20 protein-coding genes are annotated in these 20308 nt (G+C 59.3%); 9 read left to right on the top strand and 11 right to left on the bottom strand.

Annotated features, from left to right (window positions below; all coding sequences use genetic code 11):
- Positions 1-63 precede the first annotated feature (63 nt).
- A complete protein-coding gene (locus ACIOVB_RS05325; RefSeq protein ID WP_401265518.1) occupies positions 64-1566 on the top strand; it encodes an aldehyde dehydrogenase family protein in 1503 nt (500 codons plus the stop codon).
- A gap of 66 nt (positions 1567-1632) precedes the next feature.
- Here the strand turns inward: ACIOVB_RS05325 and ACIOVB_RS05320 are convergent, their stop codons facing one another.
- Positions 1633-2292, bottom strand: a complete 660-nt coding sequence (locus ACIOVB_RS05320; protein ID WP_401265515.1) for a carbonic anhydrase — start codon at positions 2290-2292, stop codon at positions 1633-1635.
- 64 nt (positions 2293-2356) lie between these two features.
- Positions 2357-2824 (bottom strand): cyanase, encoded by a 468-nt coding sequence (cynS, locus tag ACIOVB_RS05315; RefSeq protein WP_401265513.1) that lies wholly within the window; start codon positions 2822-2824, stop codon positions 2357-2359.
- A gap of 119 nt (positions 2825-2943) precedes the next feature.
- On the opposite strand from cynS, the gene cynR reads away from it, so the two are divergent.
- Positions 2944-3831 (top strand): transcriptional regulator CynR, encoded by an 888-nt coding sequence (cynR, locus tag ACIOVB_RS05310; protein WP_401265510.1) that lies wholly within the window; start codon positions 2944-2946, stop codon positions 3829-3831.
- Positions 3832-4167: 336 nt separating this feature from the next.
- On the opposite strand, the gene ACIOVB_RS05305 is transcribed toward cynR, so the two are convergent.
- The 3 genes from ACIOVB_RS05305 to ACIOVB_RS05295 all read right to left on the bottom strand — a co-directional run bounded on the left by ACIOVB_RS05305 (position 4168) and on the right by ACIOVB_RS05295 (position 7504).
- Positions 4168-4497, bottom strand: a complete 330-nt coding sequence (locus ACIOVB_RS05305) for a hypothetical protein (protein ID WP_042559618.1) — start codon at positions 4495-4497, stop codon at positions 4168-4170.
- Between the two features lie 509 nt (positions 4498-5006).
- A complete protein-coding gene (locus tag ACIOVB_RS05300) occupies positions 5007-5510 on the bottom strand; it encodes a GNAT family N-acetyltransferase (protein ID WP_401265508.1) in 504 nt (167 codons plus the stop codon).
- A 47-nt stretch (positions 5511-5557) separates the two neighbouring features.
- On the bottom strand, positions 5558-7504 hold the full coding sequence (locus ACIOVB_RS05295) for a DNA topoisomerase III (protein WP_401265505.1): 1947 nt from the start codon (positions 7502-7504) through the stop codon (positions 5558-5560).
- A 221-nt stretch (positions 7505-7725) separates the two neighbouring features.
- Here ACIOVB_RS05295 and ACIOVB_RS05290 point away from each other — a divergent pair, with 221 nt between their 5' ends.
- Both ACIOVB_RS05290 and ACIOVB_RS05285 read left to right on the top strand, forming a co-directional pair.
- Complete coding sequence (locus ACIOVB_RS05290) at positions 7726-9132, top strand: serralysin family metalloprotease (RefSeq protein WP_401265502.1); 1407 nt, start codon at positions 7726-7728, stop codon at positions 9130-9132.
- 125 nt (positions 9133-9257) lie between these two features.
- Positions 9258-9626 (top strand): DUF427 domain-containing protein, encoded by a 369-nt coding sequence (locus ACIOVB_RS05285; RefSeq protein ID WP_401265501.1) that lies wholly within the window; start codon positions 9258-9260, stop codon positions 9624-9626.
- A gap of 33 nt (positions 9627-9659) precedes the next feature.
- On the opposite strand, the gene ACIOVB_RS05280 is transcribed toward ACIOVB_RS05285, so the two are convergent.
- The 4 genes from ACIOVB_RS05280 to ACIOVB_RS05265 form a co-directional block, all read right to left on the bottom strand.
- On the bottom strand, positions 9660-10268 hold the full coding sequence (locus ACIOVB_RS05280; RefSeq protein ID WP_401265499.1) for a hypothetical protein: 609 nt from the start codon (positions 10266-10268) through the stop codon (positions 9660-9662).
- 38 nt (positions 10269-10306) lie between these two features.
- Positions 10307-11152, bottom strand: a complete 846-nt coding sequence (locus ACIOVB_RS05275) for a hypothetical protein (RefSeq protein ID WP_401265497.1) — start codon at positions 11150-11152, stop codon at positions 10307-10309.
- 145 nt (positions 11153-11297) lie between these two features.
- Positions 11298-12920: an MFS transporter gene (locus ACIOVB_RS05270; RefSeq protein ID WP_401265495.1), complete on the bottom strand. Its 1623-nt coding sequence runs from the start codon at positions 12918-12920 to the stop codon at positions 11298-11300.
- Between the two features lie 146 nt (positions 12921-13066).
- Positions 13067-14716: a GMC family oxidoreductase gene (locus tag ACIOVB_RS05265; RefSeq protein WP_401265493.1), complete on the bottom strand. Its 1650-nt coding sequence runs from the start codon at positions 14714-14716 to the stop codon at positions 13067-13069.
- Positions 14717-14849: 133 nt separating this feature from the next.
- Here ACIOVB_RS05265 and ACIOVB_RS05260 point away from each other — a divergent pair, with 133 nt between their 5' ends.
- The 4 genes from ACIOVB_RS05260 (at position 14850) to arsH (ending at position 17369) form a co-directional block, all read left to right on the top strand.
- A complete protein-coding gene (locus ACIOVB_RS05260) occupies positions 14850-15737 on the top strand; it encodes a LysR family transcriptional regulator (RefSeq protein WP_187680266.1) in 888 nt (295 codons plus the stop codon).
- 75 nt (positions 15738-15812) lie between these two features.
- The gene (locus ACIOVB_RS05255) at positions 15813-16160 is read left to right on the top strand and encodes a metalloregulator ArsR/SmtB family transcription factor (RefSeq protein WP_187680267.1); all 348 of its coding nucleotides are present in this window, start codon (positions 15813-15815) and stop codon (positions 16158-16160) included.
- A 27-nt stretch (positions 16161-16187) separates the two neighbouring features.
- The gene (locus tag ACIOVB_RS05250) at positions 16188-16658 is read left to right on the top strand and encodes an arsenate reductase ArsC (RefSeq protein ID WP_401265489.1); all 471 of its coding nucleotides are present in this window, start codon (positions 16188-16190) and stop codon (positions 16656-16658) included.
- A 12-nt stretch (positions 16659-16670) separates the two neighbouring features.
- A complete protein-coding gene (gene arsH, locus ACIOVB_RS05245; protein WP_187680269.1) occupies positions 16671-17369 on the top strand; it encodes an arsenical resistance protein ArsH in 699 nt (232 codons plus the stop codon).
- 28 nt (positions 17370-17397) lie between these two features.
- On the opposite strand, the gene ACIOVB_RS05240 is transcribed toward arsH, so the two are convergent.
- Positions 17398-18324: a universal stress protein gene (locus ACIOVB_RS05240; RefSeq protein WP_401265486.1), complete on the bottom strand. Its 927-nt coding sequence runs from the start codon at positions 18322-18324 to the stop codon at positions 17398-17400.
- Positions 18325-18580: 256 nt separating this feature from the next.
- Between ACIOVB_RS05240 and ACIOVB_RS05235 the strand changes: the two genes are divergently transcribed.
- Entirely contained in the window at positions 18581-19654 is a 1074-nt protein-coding gene (locus ACIOVB_RS05235; RefSeq protein ID WP_401265484.1) for an NAD(P)-dependent alcohol dehydrogenase, read from the top strand.
- A gap of 45 nt (positions 19655-19699) precedes the next feature.
- Here ACIOVB_RS05235 and ACIOVB_RS05230 read toward each other — a convergent pair whose 3' ends face one another.
- Complete coding sequence (locus tag ACIOVB_RS05230; protein ID WP_401265482.1) at positions 19700-20263, bottom strand: GNAT family N-acetyltransferase; 564 nt, start codon at positions 20261-20263, stop codon at positions 19700-19702.
- Between the last annotated feature and the right edge of the window lie 45 nt (positions 20264-20308).

The following is a 20308-nucleotide window of genomic DNA, read 5'->3' as shown; positions in this document are numbered from 1 at the left end:
GGTGTATTTCAGTGAAGAATCCTATACATTTTGCGCCCGCCCTCTGCATGGTGAATCCGCTTCATGTCTCTTGCGCTCGAACGTCTGGTTGCTGGCACGCCGATCCCTTTCGCTGGTAACCGCGTCACCGTGGTCAGCCCCGAACTGGCCGCGCGCTTTCAGCCCGGTGATCACCTGCTGGTTGAGCAGGTGAGTGGCGAACTGTTGCTGATTCCGGTCGCCGATCAACAAGCGGCCTCTGTCGCGATCGAACGTGCGGCGGCGGCATTTACCGCGCTGTCGGCGGTGTCCGATGAGGCGATCAGTCAATTCTTCGATCTGTTCGCGCAGCGCCTGGAAACACCGGATTGCTGGGCACAGATTGAAGCCGCCAATCTCGCCGATATCGAGCGGGCCAAGGCACGCGGGCGTTCCACCACGCGTCTGCTCGCCGACGAGCGTATGCGCGGCGATATGATTGCCGGCCTGCGTGCCTGGCGTGATGCGCCGGCGACGCGCGGTAAAGTCATCAGCAGCGTCGAACACGACGGCTGGAAGGTCGAGCAGGTGGTCTCGCCGCTGGGTATCGTCGCGTTTGTCTTTGAAGGTCGCCCTAACGTCTTCGCCGATGCGGCCGGTGTCTTGCGTACCGGTAATACAGCGGTGCTACGGATTGGCAGCGATGCGCTGGGGACGGCGCAAGCCATCGTCACACATGCGCTTAACCCGGCGTTGGCTGCGGCCGGTCTGCCGGCGGGCGCGGTGTCGTTGGTGGAGAGCGTCAATCACGCCGCCGGTTGGGCGATGTTTGCCGATCGGCGTCTGTCGCTGGCGGTGGCTCGTGGTTCGGGGCGCGCGGTCAGTCAATTGGGCAGCATTGCCCAGCAGGCCGGGACTGCGGTCAGCCTGCATGGCACCGGTGGGGCGTGGTTGATTGCCGATCGTGAAGCTGATGCCAAACGCTTTGCGGCGGTGGTACGCAATTCGCTGGATCGCAAAGTCTGCAACACCCTGAACGTCTGCCTGATTCAGCGCGAGCGCGCCGCCGAACTGGTGCCACTGTTCCTCGATGCGCTGCAACAGGCCGGCACCGCGCGCGGCCAAGGCTGCAAATTGCACATCGTCGAAGGCAGCGAAAGTTGCCTGCCCACTGAATGGCAGAACGCGACGGTCGAGGTCTATCGCGCCGAGGGTTATCAGACCGAAGCACTGGCCGAACCGCTGGCAGAGTCTGAGCTGGGTCGCGAGTGGGAATGGGAAGAAACCCCGGAGGTCAGCCTGATGATCGTTGACGATCTGGATCAGGCCATTGCGCTGTTCAACCGCTACAGCCCGCAATTTACCGTATCGCTGATCAGCGAAGATGCGCAGGTTCAGGAGCAGTTCTACAATGCGGTGAATGCGCCGTTTGTGGGCAATGGCATCACCCGATGGGTCGATGGCCAGTACGCACTGAACAAGCCGGAACTGGGGCTTTCGAACTGGGAGAGTGGGCGGTTGTTTGCGCGCAGCGCGATTCTTTCCGGGGATGGTGTGTTTACGGTGCGTAGTCGCATGAGCCAGATCGACCTGACCGTAAAACGCTGACTGCGTTGCGCAGGAACTGCCGAAGGCCCGAGCCTTCGGCAGTTCCTACAGGGGGCAAAGTGTATTTCAGGCAGCTTCGGTGGTGTTTGCCTGAACTGCGCAAGCCGCCGGTTGTTCGGCCAGCGGCACAAAGGTGCGGCGGTCCGAGGACAGCGCATCGATCGAGCCAGTCTCGATGTCATACACCCAGCCATGCAGATTCAGCAGGCCTTTCTCCTGGGCCAGGCGCACACTCGGATGGGTCTGGATATTCGCCAGCTGCGCGATCACGTTTTCGCGCACCATCGAACTCAATTTCGCCGCGTCATTGGCATGCGGCCGCGCTTCGTTCACCACATTTGCCGACTCGGCATGTTGTAGCCAGCCACTGACGGCGGGCAGGTGATCCATGCATTTGCACTTCGCAATCGCCGTCATCGCACCGCAATCGGAGTGTCCGCAGATCACAATGTCCGTCACGCCAAGCACCGCCACCGCATATTCCACTGTCGCCGACACCCCGCCCGGATGAGGGCTGTAGGACGGCACGATATTGCCGGCGTTGCGGATCACAAACAGCTCGCCGGGTTCTTGCTGGGTCAGCAGTTCCGGCACCACGCGGCTGTCGGAGCAGGTGATGAACAAGGTGCCGGGTTGCTGGGTGGTCGCCAGGTGTTTGAACAGTTCGGTGCGTTTCGGGAAGGCTTCGTTCTGAAATTTCAGGAAACCGTCGATCAGGGCTTTCATGGGCGTGTCCTCTTCAATGGAGATCGGTGGGCCCGCACGCGGGGGGCGGGCGGGCCGGGGCACATCAGAACGGACGCAGGGGCAGGAATTTGCCGTCGAGGGTGACCACGGCGCGGGAACCGCCTTCCGGGTCTTCGACTTTCTTGATGTCCAGTTTGAAGTTGATCGCGCTGATGATGCCGTCGCCGAACTGCTCGTGAACCAAAGCTTTGAGGGTCGTGCCGTAGATCTGGATCATCTCGTGGAAGCGGTAGATGGTCGGGTCGGTCGGCACGCCGCTGAGGCTGCCACGCAGTGGGATGATTTGCAGGGCGGCGACGTCAGCTGCGTCCAGTTCCAGCTTGTCGCCCACGACTTGGGCGGCGTTTTCCGGCAGGGGGTGCTGGCCGAGCAGGGCGGCGGTGACGAAGGCCAGGCTGAGGCCGGTGCCGTCGGCGAGATCCTGCCAGGACAGGTTTTTGCCTGCCTTGAGGTCAAGAATGCGGGTGGTCAGGGCCAGACTGGTGTCGTTGTAGGCGTGGGACTGTTGCATGGTGTCACTCCTTTCAGGGTTGGCTTGCTGTGTGGGATTGATCTTCTGCCGATTTATCCATAGCGTCCAAGACCCATATACAATGCTTCGCATAAGCCTTGCCTATAGATGGTGTGCCCATGCTGTTGCGACATTTGCGTTACCTGCTGGCCGTTGCCGATCACGGCGGTTTTACCCGCGCGGCCGAGGCGCTGCATGTCTCGCAGCCGACCCTGTCGCAACAGATTCGCCAACTGGAGGAAACCCTGGGTGTGAACCTGTTTGATCGCACCTCGCGGACGGTAAAGCCCACTGATGCCGGCGAGGCCTACATTGATTGCGCGCGACGGGTGTTGGTGGAACTGGAGGCGGGCAAGCGCGCGTTGCATGACGTGAAGGATCTGACCCGTGGCACCTTGCGTCTGGCCATGACGCCGACGTTCATGGCGTATCTGGTCGGGCCATTGGTGCGCGATTACACGGCGCGGTTTCCGGGGATTCATTTGCAGATCTTCGAGTTGTCGATGGACGACATTGAGGCAGGGCTTGCGGATGACTCGCTGGATATCGCGATTGCATTTACTCCGGTGCGCAGCCCGGACATCGAGTGCATTCCGGCGTTTGTCGAAACGCTGGGGGTGATGGTCGGGCGCGAGCATCCGTTTTACGACAGCACGGCGGTGCTGACCTCGGATGACGTTGCGCAACTGGATTTTGCGCTGCTGGCGCCGGACTTCATCACGCGGCTATCGGTGGATGAGTATTTCCGTCAGCACGGGATCACGCCCAAAGTGTGTATTGAAGTGAATTCGGTCAGTACGCTGCTGGAGGTGGTGCGACATTCGCCGATGGCGACGATGTTGCCGGAGGCGATTGCGACTGAGGATCGCGCTTTGCGCAGGCTGCGGGTAGAAAGCGAAGCGCCGCGGCGAGGGGCGGCGTTGTTGCGGCGCAGGAATAATTATCACAGTGCGGCGGCGGTGGCGTTTGTGGAACTGGTGTTGAGCATGGGAAGCCCCTCACCCTAACCCTCTCCCGGAGGGAGAGGGGACTGACCGAGGTGTTGGTGGCTAATGCGCCGACCTGAAATATTGAAGTTGGATGTAGATCGCAAGCACACTCCAGATCGACTCCCTTTCCCCGAGGGCGAGGGGATTGAACGAGGAGTTTTTGGCTAATGCGCCGACTTGAAATATTGAAGTTGAATGGAGATCGCAAGCACGCTCGAGATCGGCTCCCTCTCCCTCCGGGAGAGGGCTGGGGTGAGGGGATAGATTTAACTAACACCACAAAGCTTACGCCATACACAAAAAAAGGCCTGCTCCATAGCTGGAAGCAGACCCTCTTGTTATTTAAGTTGTAAATCAGCAGAACCGATCAATCACCCGAACTTCATTCTTGTTCTGCATCGAGTCCCACGCCTGTTTCAGCGTCTGCAGAACATTACCGATGAAGTCCTTGTCGGCCGCGGCTTTTTTGCCGACATAACCTTGGCCGCGGCGGTACATCTTCAGGCGGGCCAGCAGGTTCTGATTGTTGCGGTCGAACTCTTCTTCGCCAGCGTGGGGCGCCAGGCAGTCGATATGCACTTGGCCCGATTTGCTGATCCACAGAATATGGCTGTCGAGGCTGTCTTTTTGCGCAGCGAACATACGAGCCAGTTCTTCGATAGTGGGTTGATTGTTCAGATTCATGATTTTGCCCCTTGACCAGTTTGGTGATCTTTCAAAGTTGATTCGCTAATACAGGGAGCCCATCGGTTAGTTGATCCCTGGCACCGAAACCAGGACGTCAGCGGTCGCCCGTTTGAAATACGGGGTCGTGCATCTGTTGCATGTAGTCGTGTTGAATAACTGCTACGCGATAGCGTCACAACGAGGAGAAGCAGCGAAAACCGGGAGGCCCTTGTCGACATTTTCAGTGTCGACCACAAGCGTCTTGAGAATTTTCGCCAGCGCTTCTCGTCCTTGTACTGGACGTTCAGGCCAGGTCAGCTTCTTCAATCTGCCTTGTGGGCAGCGTGTATCCGGAAAAAACAACTCGGCGGTCAGACGAGTTTGCTCAAGCGTATTACCAATGTTCCCGATCGGGGAACGTCTTCATCATGCAAAAGCAAAACGACGCCGTCAACGGTTTTGTAGTGATTATTTTTGTTCACTACATATTGTCGGACAAAGCTGTTTTGGAATGAGAAAGGATCCGTTCACGCAACGGAAAAGGGGCTGCGCAGGACATAGAACGTACACGGATAACCGTCTACTTCGCGCTGCAGCAAGGTGAACTCGCCGCCGCTCAATACCGGCATCAGCCTGGCCCAGAAGCGCTGTGCAGGCCGGTTGGCATCGATATGGAAAATCTGCCACTGACCCGGGATTCGGCTCAAGAGGGCAGAGACGACAAACTGCGCGACACCTTGGCCACGAAAGCGTCGGGCGAGAAAGAAGTAGCCGATGTTGTGTTCGGCGCTGGCGATGTGGGTTTCGTTATCGACGGTCACGAAACCGGCGAGTTCGTCGTCGACCCGGATCAGGAAGGGTTGGGTTGCGGGATGGCGCCAGTATTCGTCTTTCGGTTGGATGCTGAAAAAGCCATGCTCGGCGAGCTTCAAAGGCAGCCATTGGCTGAAGTCATACATGTAGAACTGCATCAGGTTTTCGAGGGTTTGCAGTTCGTCGCGCTGGGCGGGGTGCAGTTCGACGTTATGCATGCTTAGGCTTCCTGAAAGTGATGACCTTTCAGAAACAGTAGCGTGTATTACTTTTTGGCTGCGGGTTTCGCGGTGCGTTTAGGGGTACCGGCGGTTTTGCTGCGCGTCGATTTGCGTTTTTTCTTCCACGGCGCGGCAGCCTTGCCGGCGGGTGGCGGGCCGCTGATGGTCAGGCTCAGGGCAGAGCATCGGGTTACTTGTTTGCTCATCCACGCCGCTTGCTTGGTGACGAATTCTTCCAGGCTCATCTCACCGCTTTGCACCATGTCCAGTGCCTGCTCCCAGATTGCTGTAGTGCCGGGGTCGGCGATTGCACGGGGTACGGCGTCGATCAGACTGAACGCGGCGGGTGTCGCGGCGAGGGCCTTGCCGTTTTTCACCAGGTACCCACGATCCAGCAAGCCCTGAATGATCGACGCGCGGGTGGCCTCGGTGCCGATACCGGTGGTGTCCTTGAGCTTCTGCTTGAGCAGCGGGTCTTCCACCAGCTTGGCGACGTTTTTCATCGCTTTGATCAGATCGCCTTCGGTATAGGGTTTGGGCGGTTGCGTCCACAGATCCTTGAACTTCACATCTGCGACCGCGCACTCGACGCCCTGAGACAATGCCGGCAAGGTTTGCGGTGCTGGTGCTTCACGGCCCTTGGCCGGTGCCAATGCCTCGGGTAATGCGCGTTTCCAGCCCGGTTCGATGATTTGCTTGCCGACCGCGCGCAGCGCCTCTGCGGCGCAATCAAAATCGGCCTGGGTGCGATCGTATTCATGGTTGGGCAGGAACTGCGCCAGATAGCGGGCGCGGATCAACGTGTAGACCGCACGGTGCTTGCCGCTCAGGCGTTCAAGGTTCTTTGCCGCTGCGGTGGGGATGATGCCGTGGTGCGCGCTGACCTTGGCGTCGTTCCACGCCCGGGATTTGCGCTGCGGTTCGAGAAAACCCTGCAGCGCGTCGAGGCTCGGGTCGGCCTGACGCAACGCCGCGAGAATCCCCGGCGCCTCACTGTGCTGACTCAGCGGCAAGAAACCGCAATCGCTGCGCGGATAGGTGATGACTTTGTAGGTTTCGTAGAGCGCCTGGGCGATGTCGAGGGTTTCCTGCGCACCGAGGCCGAGTTTCTTCGAACAGACTTCCTGCAAGGTGCCGAGGTCGAAGGGCAGGGGCGCCACTTCGCGCATACGCTCGGTGCGCAGTTTCACCACTCGCGCACTGGCGGCGCTTCTCATCGCGACGGCGGCTTGCTGCGCCAGCGCCTGATTCAGGCAACGATCCTGATCGTCACAAACATCCGAGGGTGCCAGCCACTGCGCGGTAAACGGCGTGCCGTTGTGCAGCAACTCCACGTCGATCGCCCAAAACGGCACCGGCACGAAATCGGCGATGCTGCGATCACGATCTACCACTAGCCGCAACGTCGGCGTTTGCACCCGACCGACCGGCAATACACCCTGATAACCCGACTGACGACCGAGCAGGGTGAACAGACGACTCATGTTCATGCCGATCAGCCAGTCCGCCCGCGAGCGACCCAATGCCGAGTGATACAGGCTGAACGTTTCTGCTCCCGGTTTTAACGAGGCCAATGCCTTGCGGATCGACGCCTCGTCCAAGGCCGACAGCCACAAGCGGCGGATCGGCCCCCGATAGCGGCAGTGCTCGACCAGTTCCCGGGCGATCATCTCGCCCTCACGGTCGGCGTCGGTGGCGATGATCAGTTCGCTGGCCTCGCCGAGCAGGCGTTTCACTGCTTTGTACTGGCTGGCGGTGCGCGGTTTGACGGTCATTTTCCACTTGTCCGGAATGATCGGCAGATCCGCCAGCACCCAGCGCTTGTAGCGCGCGTCGTAGGCGTCCGGCGGAGCGGTCTCCAGCAAATGGCCGATGCACCAGGTCACCGTGACGTCCGTTCCCAACCAGCAGCCGTCGCCCCGACGCTTGGCGCCGAGCACAGCCGCAATGTCTTTGGCCTGGGAAGGTTTTTCACAGAGGTACAGCCGCATAACCACCATCGTCGATCAAGGTCCGAACAGGCGCACAGAATGGCCGGACTTGGCGCCAGGGGCAACTTTTATCTGTATGGATATACAGATAAAAAGCATTGCCGCAAATGACGGGTAATTCGGGGACGCTGCCAGGAACTATCGAGAAATTGATTAGCGCGGCGGTTGCAGGTCATGTCAGGTTCAACGCGACACCTGACCACTGAACAAGGACGTGCACCATGGCTCAAGCCACATCCAAAACCAGCAGCGCCTACGATGAAGTCAATACATTCAGCCACTTGTATGACCGTGGCGAAGGACTGGTCAATGGCAAGCCCTCATACACTGCCGATCAGGCCGCTGACGAAATCCTGCGCAAGGGCCTGTCGTGGGGCGATAAAAATGCCGACGGCAAGATCAGCCTCAGTTACACCTTCCTCACCGACCAACCGGCGAACTACAACCCGAAACTCGGCAACTTCAGCGAATTCAGCGCCCAGCAAAAGGCTCAAGCCGTGCTGGCCATGCAATCCTGGGCCGACGTCGCCAACGTCACCTTCACCGAAGGCAAGGGCGGCGACGGTCATATGACGTTTGGCAACTACGACGTCAGCACCGGCGGCGCCGCGTTCGCCTACTTGCCGAGCGGCGGTAGTTATGACGGCCAGTCGTGGTATTTGATCAACGATCAATACCAGGTCAACAAAACCCCGGACACCAATAACTACGGGCGTCAGACCCTGACCCATGAGATCGGCCACACCCTCGGCCTGTCGCACCCTGGCGCCTACAACGCCGGCAATGGCAACCCGACCTACGCTGACGCCAAGTACGCCGAAGACACCCGTGGCTATAGCCTGATGAGCTACTGGAGCGAGGCCAATACCGACCAGAACTTCAGCAAGGACGGCAGCGGCGCCTATGCTTCGGCGCCGTTGCTGGACGATATCGTTGCCGTACAGAAACTGTATGGCGCCAACTGCGAGACACGCGCCGATAACACCACGTACGGTTTCAGTTCCAACGCCGGACGCGATTTCTACAGCGCCACTTCGGCATCGTCGAAACTGGTGTTCTCGGTGTGGGACGGTGGCGGCGATGACACGTTGAATTTCTCTGGCTTCACCCAGAACCAGAAAATCAACCTCAATGAAGGTTCGTTCTCTGACGTCGGTGGTCTGGTCGGTAACGTATCCATTGCTTACGGCGTAACCGTGGAAAACGCAGTGGGTGGTTCGGGCAATGACCTGCTGATCGGCAACGGAGCGGTCAATTATCTGTTGGGCGGCGCGGGCAACGACATCCTCTACGGTGGCGGCGGTGCCGATGTGCTGCGGGGCGGCGAGGGTGCGGACACTTTCGTGTTTGGCGCGGCCAGCGATTCGACCAATAACCAGCCGGACTGGATCATGGATTTCAAGAGTGGCCTGGACAAGATCGACCTGTCGGGCATTGCCGGGTTTGCGAATGGCGCTGCTTCGCTGAATTTCGTCAACGGTTTCACCGGGCATGCGGGGGACGCGATTTTGACTTACTACGCGCAGAGCGATCAGACCACGCTGTTGGTTGACCTGACGGGGCAGGGCGAGATTGATTTTGCCGTAGGTGTGGTGGGGCAGGCGTTGGCGACCGATATTGTTGCGTGATGCCTGAAAAGCGGCCCTCGCCCTGATGGTGTGCGGGCCGTTGGCCGTTCGGCTGCGAACCTCCCATGACCGGAACACATGGGCTATACCTGAAGCGGTCTCTTTGCCGTATTCAGGAGAAACCCATGAAAACCCCCGGCCCCACTCCCGTCATTGCCCTCGAACAACTCATCGGTTGCCTGGTGGTGAAATTCCACGGCATCCAGGTCGCCGCGTCCTCCCACGTGATGGTCCTCAATGAGGCCAACTACCCGCCGGTGTACTACATCCCCCGCGAAGACATCGACGAAAAGTATTTCGCCCGCACCGATCACACCAGTTACTGCCCGTACAAGGGCGACGCCAATTACTTCAGCTTGCAGGTGCCGGGGCATGAGGGGGCGAATGCGGTGTGGACTTACGAAAATCCGAAAATATCGGTCGCGCCGATCCGCGACTACGTGGCGTTTTATCCGGATCAGGTGAAGTTTGAAGTGATTAAATCTGAGGTATGAGCGCAGCCCCTCGGTGAGGTCTCGACCTGTGTTTCATATAGTCATCAACAGCAAGGCAACCAATGGGTAGTAGCGGTTGTCGTGGCTGCGGGTTTTCTGGGCTTTGGTGGGTGATACCCATGCCAGCGCCTGAGAATCCAAGGTAAGTATCTCCTGCTGGAAGGCTCTGATCTGTTGCTCATCGGCTTTGCTGCCAAGCGAGTAAGGTGCAACAAACACCGCACCCAGGCGTGGCTCGTGGTAATCGACTCGCCTCGCATCGCCAGTGGCTTGATCACGTCTGGCAGCGATGTGTTTTTTTGCTTTCTCTATTTCGTTTATATCAACGTAGGCCACTTTAGCCTCGATGCAAAAGCCATGCTCTTCATTGGCAATGTACAAATCATTGCGGCCGATCGACGCTGTTTGCTCATTCGCCTCTGTTGCAATCTTGCTGATTTGGTATTCCTCGATGGCTGTCCAGTCAGCCCTCCATGCGGCACCCGCGAGGATGCTGACGTTGGCTTGCTCGTTGTACCAGTAGGGCAAGTCATCGCCATCCCATACATCGATGTAACGCCGGGTACAAGATATCCAGCTATGCAGTATCGGCTCCAGCGGTTGCAAGGTTGGGCAGGCAATGGAGACATATTGATCGTTCATTGGGTGATGATCCTTATCATTTGGCTTGGTCACTGGATTCAAAAGAGATAGCTGAAAAAACCTTTGGATTGGCGTGCACTGATCTCGCGCGCGAACAGATTACGGGTTGAGGCGAAGAAGGCTTGCTCGGCTTCGTAGCGTTCACGTTCGGTCGTCATGAGCAGGCGATTGAGTTCCACGGTCGGGTTGGCGTAGACACTGATTTCCGTGAGCATCTTTGCTCGATCATGCGGTGTATCAGATCGAACGGTGGCCAATTTTCGCAACATTTTCATCATGTCTTCTGCGCTACCCGCGGCGAGGTAAGGCACTCTTTTGGCCTGCAATTGCTTCTCGATTTGCGCGAGTCGCTTGTCCCGAGTGCTCACCAATCGCTTGAACTTGTCATAGGTCCCCGTTACCAGCGCCAGCTCTTCATATTTTATGTAGAGGTCGACATGGCATTGGCGCACGCCGTCATTCAATTCCCGGGTAGTTTTGGCCAGTTCCTTGTTGTTGCTCGCAATGGTTCTGGGGATGATTTCGTAACCGGCCGCGGCGGCGGCTTCAGGCTCGGTTAGCATGTGCGTCAGCTCGTCGAACTGTAGCCGGTAGGCATCAGCCAACTCGCCATACTGGTGGGCAAGTTGCTGATGGCGCATGGCGCAAGATGCCTGCAGGGTTCTCATCGGTCGGTAATAGCTATCGATAATGTCTTTCTTTTCACCGAGCGTGCTTTTGTAGCCCTCGAGAATACCGCTGAAGAGAAAGGAACCCAGCAGTAGAGGGACGATGGCTTGGCCAAACCACAATAGGAATTTACCTCCCCGCGAAGTCTTTTCCTGATTGATGTTGTCTTGAGGGGCGGTTTGGGAAGATGTTTCAGGGGGCGGTGCGTCGGTCATTTCCTGTTCCTTAGGATGGTGAGCTCAAAGGCGAATAACAGCTCAGTTCGCAAATGATATTTAGATGCAATCACTCTGTCGATCGTGGTTCTCAGGCGCAAAAAATCCGCTCCAGAGGCAGTCTGAAGCGGATTCGATGGCGCACTCAGTTCTTATCGAGATCGATATTCTTCGTCTCACGCAAACAGATCATCCCTACCACCAGGCTCACCCCGGTAATCAGCACCGGATACCACAGCCCATAAAAAATATCCCCGGTGTACACCACCAGCGCGAACGACACGGTTGGCAGGAAACCGCCAAACCAGCCGTTGCCGATGTGGTACGGCAAGGACATCGAGGTGTAGCGGATGCGGGTCGGGAACAGCTCAACCATCAGCGCCGCCAGCGGCCCGTAGCACATGGCCGAGATGATGATCAGCGCGACGATGAGGGCGACGATCATTGGCTTGTTGATCTGCTGCATATCCGCCTGTTGCGGGTAGCCGGCGAGGGTGATTGCGCCGCGCAACGCCGCTTCGTCGAAGCCGTCGAGTTTCACGTCGCCAACGCTGACTTGCACCGCGCTGCCGGCCGGCGCGGCGGCGCTGGAGTAGGGCAGGCCTTGCTTGACCAGGAAGGTTTTGACCTTGTCGCACGGGCTATCGAATTTGGCTTTGCCCACTGGGTCGAACTGGAAGGTACAGGTCGCCGGATCGGCCAGCACGGTGATCGGCGCCTGACGGCTGGCCTGATCGATGGCCGGGTTGGCGTAATGGGCGAGGGATTTGAAGATCGGGAAGTACAGCGCCGTCGCCAGCAGCAGGCCGAGCATCAGTATCGGTTTGCGCCCGACCTTGTCCGACAGCCAGCCAAAAAAGATGAAAAACGGTGCGCCGATGACCACGCTGATGATCAGCAAGGTGTTGGCCACCGCCGGGTCCATTTTCAGGAACTGGGTGAGGAAGAACAGCACGTAAAACTGCGCTGCGTAGAACGTCACCGCTTGCCCGGCGTTGATGCTGAACAGGGCGATCAGCACCACTTTGAGGTTTTCCCACTTGCCGAAGGATTCGCGGATCGGCGCCTTGGAGGTTTTGCCTTCCTCTTTCATCTTCAGATAGGCCGGCGACTCGTGCAGGCTCAGGCGAATCCAGGTGGAAATGCCCAGCAGCACAATCGACAGCAGGAACGGAATGCGCCAGCCCCACACTTCAAACTGATCGCCAGTGAAGTAGCGGCAACCGAGCACTACCAGCAGCGAAAGCAGCAGGCCGAGGGTGGCGGTGGATTGAATCCAGCTAGTGTGGAAACCGCGTTTGCCGATTGGCGCGTGCTCCGCCACGTAAGTCGCGGCGCCGCCATATTCACCGCCGAGCGCCAGGCCCTGGAGCATGCGCAGCACCACCAGAATGATGGGGGCGGCGATGCCGATGCTGGCGTAGGTAGGCAGCAGGCCGACGCAGAAGGTTGCGACGCCCATCAGGATGATGGTCGCGAGGAAGGTGTATTTACGCCCGATCATGTCCCCCAACCGACCGAACACCAGCGCCCCGAACGGCCGCACGATAAACCCGGCGGCAAACGCCATCAGCGCAAAGATGAACGCCGTGGTGTCGTTGACCCCGGCGAAGAACTGCTTGCTGATTACCGCCGCGAGGGCGCCGTAGAGGAAGAAGTCATACCACTCGAACACCGTCCCCAAGGAGGAGGCGAAGATGACTTTGCGTGTATCCGGGCTGGTGTCCGTGCTGCGCACGGCGTCCAGCGGCTGAACGTGTTCCGACATATCGGTATCCCTCACAGTGATTGTTTTTGTTGTTCCACTGGTGTTGCGTGTCCGGGTGATGCGCGATGCCTTGAATCTGGTGCAAGTCCCCTGTGGGAGCCAGCCTGCTGGCGATGGCGGTGCATCAGCCATAGAGATGTTGGATGTCAGTCCGTCATCGCCAGCAGGCTAGCTCCTACAGGGGGTGGGTTTACGGTTGGAGAAAGGATCAGCTGTGCCGCCTTCTCGGCAATCATCAGCGTAGGCGAACAGGTATTACCCGAGGTAATGCGCGGCATGATCGATGCGTCGGCAATGCGCAACCCGGGTACACCATGTACGCGCAGTTGCGCATCGACCACCGCATCACCGTCATTGCCCATGCGGCACGTACCGACCGGATGGAAAATCGTTGTGCCGATTCTGGCCGCCGCTTCGTGCAGTTGTTCTTCGCTTTGCAGGCTATCCCCGGGCAGATACTCGACCGGTTTGAACGCTTGCAGGGCCGGGGCGCTGACGATGCGTCGGGTCAGGCGGATCGCATCGGCGGCCACGCGCAGGTCTTCGGGATGGCTGAGGTAATTGGGTTGAATCAGCGGCGCTTCCTGCGGATTTGCGGAACGGATTTCGACGCGGCCACGGCTCTGCGGACGCAGGTCACAGACCGACGCGGTGAAGGCCGGGAAGCTGTGCAACGGTTCGCCGAAACGCTCCAGCGACAATGGTTGCACGTGATATTCCAGATTCGCCGACGTCTGCTCCGGCCCGGATCGGGCGAACGCCCCCAACTGACTCGGCGCCATCGACAACGGTCCGCTACGGTCATACAGATAACGCAGGCCCATGCCCATCTTGCCCCACACACTGCCGGCGATCTGGTTGAGGGTGCGGGCGTTTTCCAGTTTGTAGATCAGCCGCAGTTGCAGGTGATCCTGCAGATTGCCGCCGACACCCGGCAGCTCATGAATCACGCCGATGCCGAGGCGTTCCAGCAGCGGACGCGGGCCGATCCCGGAACGCTGCAGAATGCTCGGCGAACCCACGGAGCCGGCGCACAACACGATCTCTTTGCGCGCCTTGAAGCTTTTCACCTGGCCTTCATGACGGGCGCTGACCTTCGATGCGCGACCGTCCTCCAGCAGAACACGATCCACTTCAACCCCGGTCAACACGGTCAGATTGGTCCGGGATCGCACCGGTTTGAGAAAGGCTTTTGCCGCATTCCAGCGCACGCCGGCCTTCTGGTTGACCTGAAAGTAGCCGCAGCCTTCGTTGTCGCCCTGATTGAAGTCATCGATGCTGGCGATGCCGCTCTGCTCGGCGGCGCTGCGAAACGCATCGAGAATCGGCCACGACAGCCGCTGTTGCTCGACCCGCCATTCGCCTTTGGAACCGTGAAAATCAGCGGCGCCAGCAAAATGGTTTTCGCTTTGTTTGAACAGCGGCAGCACGTCATCCCAGGCCCAGCCCGGATTGCCCTCGGCTGCCCAGCCGTCATAGTCGCCGGCCTGGCCGCGCATGTAGATCATGCCGTTGATTGAAGAACAGCCACCGAGCACTTTGCCGCGCGGATAACTCAGGCTGCGGCCTTGCAAACCGGGTTGCGCTTCGGTCTTGAAGCACCAGTCGGTACGCGGGTTGCCGATGCAAAACAGGTAACCGACGGGGATGTGAATCCACGCATAGTTGTCGCGTCCGCCCGCTTCGAGCAACAGCACGCGCTGCTGCGGATCGGCCGACAGTCGATTGGCCAGCAAGCACCCGGCAGGGCCGGCGCCGACCACGATGTAGTCGTATTCATCAAGGGAAGTCTGCATTCCCTGACCTCGCTTTTTGTTTTTATTGTCGGACACTCTAGTTGTTAGCTTTCGTCAAAAGAATGTTAGTTTTTGCGCAGCCGCTGTGCGTTTTTAAACAGCCCTGAATGACGATAGCTGACAAGGACACCCCATGTTCGACTGGAACGATCTGCGGTTCTTTCTGGAGTTGCAACGCAGTGGCCGCCTGCTCACCGCCGCCCGCCGCTTGAACACCACCCACGCCACCGTCGCCCGCCACATCGAGGCCATCGAAAAAAGCCTCGGCACCGCGCTGTTCGTCCAGCACGCCCAAGGCTACGAAATGACCCCGGCGGGGGAGGCGCTGCTCAAGCACGCCGAAGCCATGGAAAACGTCGCCCTGCTGGCCCAAGAGGAAATCACCCAATCCACCGCGCCACTGGGCAAAATCCGTGTCGGTGTCACTGAAGGCCTCGGCATCAAGTTTCTCGCCAGCCGCATGATCGGTCTGTTCGAGCGCTACCCCGGTCTGGAAGTGGAATTGGTCGCGGTGCCGCGCTTCGTCAGCATCCTTAACCGCGAGGCAGAAATCAGCATTCATCTGGAGCGTCCGGCGGCTGACATGCTCGTTACCCGCAAACTGACGGACTACCGTTTGGCCCTCTATGCCAGCCAGCGTTACCTCGACAACGCGCCACCGTTGCGCAGCCGGGAAGACCTCGGGCGGCATGCATGGATCGGATACGTCGATGATCTGCTGTTCAGTCAGGAGTTGATGTTCCTCAACAGCTTTTGCCGCAGTCCTCGGGTGGTGTTCCATAGCACCAGCGTCATCGCCCAGCAGGAAGCCGCTCGCTCGGGATTGGGCATTGCGGTGTTGCCGTGCTACATGGCGGCCTCTGAGCCGGATCTGGTGCCCTTGCTGCCGGACGAAAGCATCGAGCGCAGTTACTGGATCAGCACCCGGCGCGAGTTGCACAAGTCGGTGCGGCTGCGGGTGGTCTGGGATTATGTAGTGGGGTTGTGCGAGGCGGAGCAGGGGTTGTTGCTCAATTCCTGAGATCTTCTGATCTTTCAGGTTGATTAATATATGGATATCCGTATATTCGGCAGTCCATATGTACGGTGCGCCCTGATGATCACGCCCCCCGAACTCTTCAAAAGCCTCGCCGACGAGACCCGTGTCCGCGCTACGCTGCTGATCGCCGCTCAAGGCGAACTCTGCGTTTGCGAGCTTATGTGTGCCCTCAATGACAGCCAGCCGAAGATCAGCCGCCACCTCGCGCAACTGCGCAGCAACGGGCTGCTGCTTGATCGTCGGCAGGGCCAGTGGGTCTATTACCGGCTCAACCCGGATCTGCCCGATTGGGTTCATCAAATCCTGCAAGTGACGTCGAAGGCTAACGCCGACTGGCTCAAGGACAACGCCTCGCGCTTGCTAAACATGGATGATCGCCCCGTCCGCGAAGCAGCGTGCTGCTGAATTATTAACGTCCGCAGGAGCCCCCCCATGCGAGTTCTGTTCATGTGCACGGCCAACAGTTGCCGGAGCATTCTTTCCGAAGCCATGTTCAATCACCTGGCGCGCCCGGGTTTCGAAGCGCTGAGTTCTGGCAGTTTCCCTAAAGGCCAGGTGCTGCCACGCAGTCTTGCCACGCTGCAACAGGCCGGTATTTCCATCGATGGCCTGTACAGCAAAGGCAATGACGCCTTCGAGGACAACCCGCCGGATATCGTCATCACCGTCTGCGACAAGGCCGCCGGTGAAAGCTGCCCGGTGTACTTCGGTCCGGCGCTGAAAGCCCATTGGGGCCTGGAAGATCCCTCCGATGTGACCGGTGACGAGGCCGCAGTGGATGCGGCGTTCAGTGCCACGCTGGCGATCATCGAGCGGCGCTGTTCGACCTTCCTCGGCCTGCCTTTTACAACGCTCAGCCGCGCAGAACTGCAGCGTGAGCTGGATCGAATCGGCTCCCTGTAAGCCGGAGGATATATGTCAGAACATCTGCCCAACCTTGATCCAACCCTGTTCGAAGGCTTTAAAGCCACGACCTCGGGCGAACACAAACCGCGCATCCTGTTGCTCTACGGCTCGACCCGCGAACGCTCTTTCAGCCGTTTGCTGGTAGAGGAAGCCGCGCGCTTGCTCGAACACTTCGGCGCCGAGACGCGCATCTTCAACCCGTCCGGTTTGCCATTGCCCGACGACGTCCCCGTCGACCATCCGAAAGTGCAGGAGCTGCGCGAACTGGTGCTGTGGTCGGAAGGTCAGGTCTGGTGTTCGCCAGAACGTCATGGCGCCATGTCGGCGGTGTTCAAGGCACAGATCGACTGGATTCCGCTGGAGCTTGGCGCCGTTCGCCCGACCCAGGGCAAAACCCTGGCGGTGATGCAGGTGTGCGGTGGATCGCAGTCGTTCAACGTCGTCAATCAACTACGCGTGTTGGGCCGCTGGATGCGCATGTTCACCATCCCCAACCAGTCCTCGGTGCCCAAGGCTTACATGGAGTTCGACGAGGCAGGGCGGATGAAACCGTCGCCGTTCTATGACCGCGTCGTCGACGTGATGGAAGAATTGGTGAAGTTCACCGTGCTGCTGCGCGACCGCCAGGATTTTCTGGTCGATCGGTATTCGGAGCGCAAAGAAACGGCCGAACAATTGATGGCGCGGGTCAATCAGCGCTCGATCTGAGCCCGCCGACTTTAAGGGGTGGCTGCGTTCAGGCGGACAGCATTTGCGGCGACACCACCCAGACGCTGCAGGGCATTTTGTACAGCAGGTGTTCCACCGTGCTGCCGACCAACCGGCCGAGGCCGCGATGGCCGACACGGCCCATGACGATCACGTCGATGTCATAGGCATCGGCATAGCTGCACAGCACTTTGGCCGGATCGCCCATGATCATGTGTTGGCGCTCCGGCGGGATGCCGTTGCGTTCGGCCAGTGCGCGGAACGCGGTGGCTTGTGCATCGAACAGTGCTTTGGCGTTGCCCTGCGTGAAAAACGTCGAGGCATTGTCGAATCCGAACTCATCGGCGCTGATCGATGACAGGTCATAGGCATAGATCACTTCCAGTTCGGCGTCGCTGAGGCTTGCCAGTTTGACGGCCTCACGCAGAATCCGGTCGTTGAAGTCTTCGTACCGGGCGTCACGATGAAACGGATCCACAGCGGCAACCATTCGCCGAGGCCGGGCATTGTGCACATGGCTGACGAAATGCAGGGGGACCGGGCATTCGCGCAGCAGGTGCAGATCGAGTGGCGTGAACATCAGCCGGGACATGAATGAGGCGGGCTCCAGATCCTTGATCAACAGGGCCATCGGCTGCTCTTTGAGGTGAATCAGGATCTCGCGCAAGGGGTGCTCGATCCAGACCACCTCGGTCGTCACCGTGACGCCAAGATGACGCAAGGGTCTGGCCTGATCTTCCAGCCACTGGCGGTGACGCTCGACATAGCCGATACGCATCTGTTCCAGCGCCTGTTCGTTAACCAGTCCGGCGGTTGCCAGACCTTCCAGATAATCGAACGCCACAATGTGCAGCGCCGCCCCCGAGGCCTTGGCCAGTGCGCCAGCCCGTTCGAATGCGGGGCTGTCTTTCATCAGGGGTGGGGCCACCAGCATGAAACGTGCTTGCTCGGACATGACAAAACTCCCGTGGGTAACGGCATGGACGCTTGTGCGCAATGGCGGCAGAGGCGTTGAGTCATCCTGCTCCGTGCCGGGTCGCACGCCTTGATCTTTGTCAATGGCAGGGGGCAGCGACGCTGACGCCCGACGCGCGGTAATCGCGCAAGCGATCCCGCAATGGTTGATCGTGATCAACCTTGTGTCGGTTAAGTCGGCGCAGTCTCCAATAGGTGCTGCACTCACTTGAACCACCCGCGCAGGAACATCGCTCATGGCCATGATGAAAGCGGCGATTTTCGTCGAAAAGGATCGCATCGTGCTGGATGACAAGCCGATCCCCGAAGTAGGCCCGTTGGACGCGCTGGTGCGCATCACCACCACCACGATCTGCGGCACTGACGTCCACATCCTGCGCGGCGAGTATCCGGTGGCCAAAGGCTTGACCGTTGGTCATGAGCCGGTGGGTGTCATCGAGAAACTCGGCTCGCAAGTGCGCGGCTTTGTCGAAGGTCAGCGCGTGATTGCCGGCGCCATTACCCCGAGCGGCCAAAGTTACGCGTGCCTGTGCGGCTGCGGCTCACAGGACGGGCCGGACACCCGGCACGGCTTTCGCGCCACCGGCGGCTGGAAGTTCGGCAACATCATTGATGGTTGTCAGGCGGAGTATGTGTTGGTGCCGGATGCGCTAGCCAACCTGTGTCCGATCCCCGACGGGCTGAGTGATGAACAGGTGCTGATGTGCCCGGACATCATGTCCACCGGGTTCTCCGGCGCAGAGCGCGGCGAGGTCAGTATCGGCGACACCGTTGCAGTGTTTGCGCTGGGGCCGATCGGGCTCTGCGCAGTGGCCGGTGCGCGGCTCAAGGGTGCGAGCGTCATCATCGGTGTCGACGCGGTGGCCGAGCGCATGACGGTTGCGCGGCAGTTGGGCGCGACCCACATAGTCAATTTCAAGGACGGTGACGTGGTTGAGCAAATCATGGCGCTAACCGACGGGCGCGGGGTGGATGTGTCCATCGAAGCCTTGGGCACCCAAGGCACGTTCGAGTCCGCATTACGGGTGTTACGCCCGGGCGGGCGGTTGTCGAGCCTTGGGGTTTACGCTTCGGATCTGCGCATTCCCTACGATGCTTTTGCAGCGGGTTTGGGCGATTACAGCATCGTCAGCACCCTGTGCCCCGGCGGCAAGGAACGCATGCGCCGATTGATGGCGGTGGTGCAAAGCGGTGGCGTCGATCTGTCACCGCTGGTGACCCACCATTTCAAACTGGACGATATCGAGGCGGCGTATGAGTTGTTCGGCCATCAGCGCGATGGCGTGATGAAGGTCGCGATTACACCGTGATCAAACGCGCCACGTACCGTTGGCGGGGCGGAGCGCGTTGATCTGCTACAGAAACAGGCGATGGATGACCTGGTGGCTATCGTCGGGATCACTGTGGGTTTCAAAGCCCAAGGCTTTGGCCAATTCGCGCATGCCCGTGTTGCTGGCCGAATCCACGGAGTACAGGCGGCGGAAGTTGTTCTGTCGGGCGGCCTTGATCAGGTGCTCCATCAGCAAGGTTGCCAGGCCCAGATGCGCCCATTCATCGGCGACCGTCACCGCGAATTCGCATTCTTTTTCGGCCGTGGCGGCATAGCGGCTGATACCGATCTCGATCAATTCGCCGTTCTCGTGAACCAGCGCAATAAAGGCTGCGCGTTGCTTCTGGTCGATGTCCATTAACTGATCGAGCAACGCCGTGCCCGGCTCGCTGATCTGTGCCAGAAAACGCATGTGGCGGGACTCGGGGGACAAGCGCTTGATAAACGCGTATTCGCGTTCGCGATCCTTTTCGGCCAGCGGCCGGATCAGCACGTGTCGGCCGTCCTTGAGCGATTCGATCCAGTATTGGCCGTGGTGCGTGGCATACACAGCCGCGGCCCGATCATTGTGGTCTTTGACAGTGAGCATGATGTGACCTCCAGCGTGGAAAAGATCAACGCGCGGTGCATTGCG

This window comes from Pseudomonas sp. NPDC087639 (genome assembly GCF_044743385.1).
In the GTDB taxonomy this organism is placed as follows: Bacteria; Pseudomonadota; Gammaproteobacteria; order Pseudomonadales; family Pseudomonadaceae; genus Aquipseudomonas.
This window is presented reverse-complemented; position numbering and strand designations above follow the sequence as displayed.

Coding starts and splice junctions, on each gene's coding strand:
- ACIOVB_RS05320 (WP_401265515.1), bottom strand. CDS start 2,292: ATGAAAGCCCTGATCGACGGTTTCCTGAAATTTCAGAACGAAGCCTTC.
- ACIOVB_RS05300 (WP_401265508.1), bottom strand. CDS start 5,510: ATGCATAACGTCGAACTGCACCCCGCCCAGCGCGACGAACTGCAAACC.
- ACIOVB_RS05230 (WP_401265482.1), bottom strand. CDS start 20,263: ATGCTCACTGTCAAAGACCACAATGATCGGGCCGCGGCTGTGTATGCC.
- ACIOVB_RS05255 (WP_187680267.1), top strand. CDS start 15,813: ATGATCACGCCCCCCGAACTCTTCAAAAGCCTCGCCGACGAGACCCGT.
- ACIOVB_RS05240 (WP_401265486.1), bottom strand. CDS start 18,324: ATGTCCGAGCAAGCACGTTTCATGCTGGTGGCCCCACCCCTGATGAAA.
- cynS (WP_401265513.1), bottom strand. CDS start 2,824: ATGCAACAGTCCCACGCCTACAACGACACCAGTCTGGCCCTGACCACC.
- ACIOVB_RS05250 (WP_401265489.1), top strand. CDS start 16,188: ATGCGAGTTCTGTTCATGTGCACGGCCAACAGTTGCCGGAGCATTCTT.
- ACIOVB_RS05325 (WP_401265518.1), top strand. CDS start 64: ATGTCTCTTGCGCTCGAACGTCTGGTTGCTGGCACGCCGATCCCTTTC.
- ACIOVB_RS05285 (WP_401265501.1), top strand. CDS start 9,258: ATGAAAACCCCCGGCCCCACTCCCGTCATTGCCCTCGAACAACTCATC.
- arsH (WP_187680269.1), top strand. CDS start 16,671: ATGTCAGAACATCTGCCCAACCTTGATCCAACCCTGTTCGAAGGCTTT.
- ACIOVB_RS05235 (WP_401265484.1), top strand. CDS start 18,581: ATGGCCATGATGAAAGCGGCGATTTTCGTCGAAAAGGATCGCATCGTG.
- ACIOVB_RS05265 (WP_401265493.1), bottom strand. CDS start 14,716: ATGCAGACTTCCCTTGATGAATACGACTACATCGTGGTCGGCGCCGGC.
- ACIOVB_RS05290 (WP_401265502.1), top strand. CDS start 7,726: ATGGCTCAAGCCACATCCAAAACCAGCAGCGCCTACGATGAAGTCAAT.
- ACIOVB_RS05260 (WP_187680266.1), top strand. CDS start 14,850: ATGTTCGACTGGAACGATCTGCGGTTCTTTCTGGAGTTGCAACGCAGT.
- ACIOVB_RS05280 (WP_401265499.1), bottom strand. CDS start 10,268: ATGAACGATCAATATGTCTCCATTGCCTGCCCAACCTTGCAACCGCTG.
- ACIOVB_RS05275 (WP_401265497.1), bottom strand. CDS start 11,152: ATGACCGACGCACCGCCCCCTGAAACATCTTCCCAAACCGCCCCTCAA.
- ACIOVB_RS05270 (WP_401265495.1), bottom strand. CDS start 12,920: ATGTCGGAACACGTTCAGCCGCTGGACGCCGTGCGCAGCACGGACACC.
- cynR (WP_401265510.1), top strand. CDS start 2,944: ATGCTGTTGCGACATTTGCGTTACCTGCTGGCCGTTGCCGATCACGGC.
- ACIOVB_RS05305 (WP_042559618.1), bottom strand. CDS start 4,497: ATGAATCTGAACAATCAACCCACTATCGAAGAACTGGCTCGTATGTTC.
- ACIOVB_RS05295 (WP_401265505.1), bottom strand. CDS start 7,504: ATGCGGCTGTACCTCTGTGAAAAACCTTCCCAGGCCAAAGACATTGCG.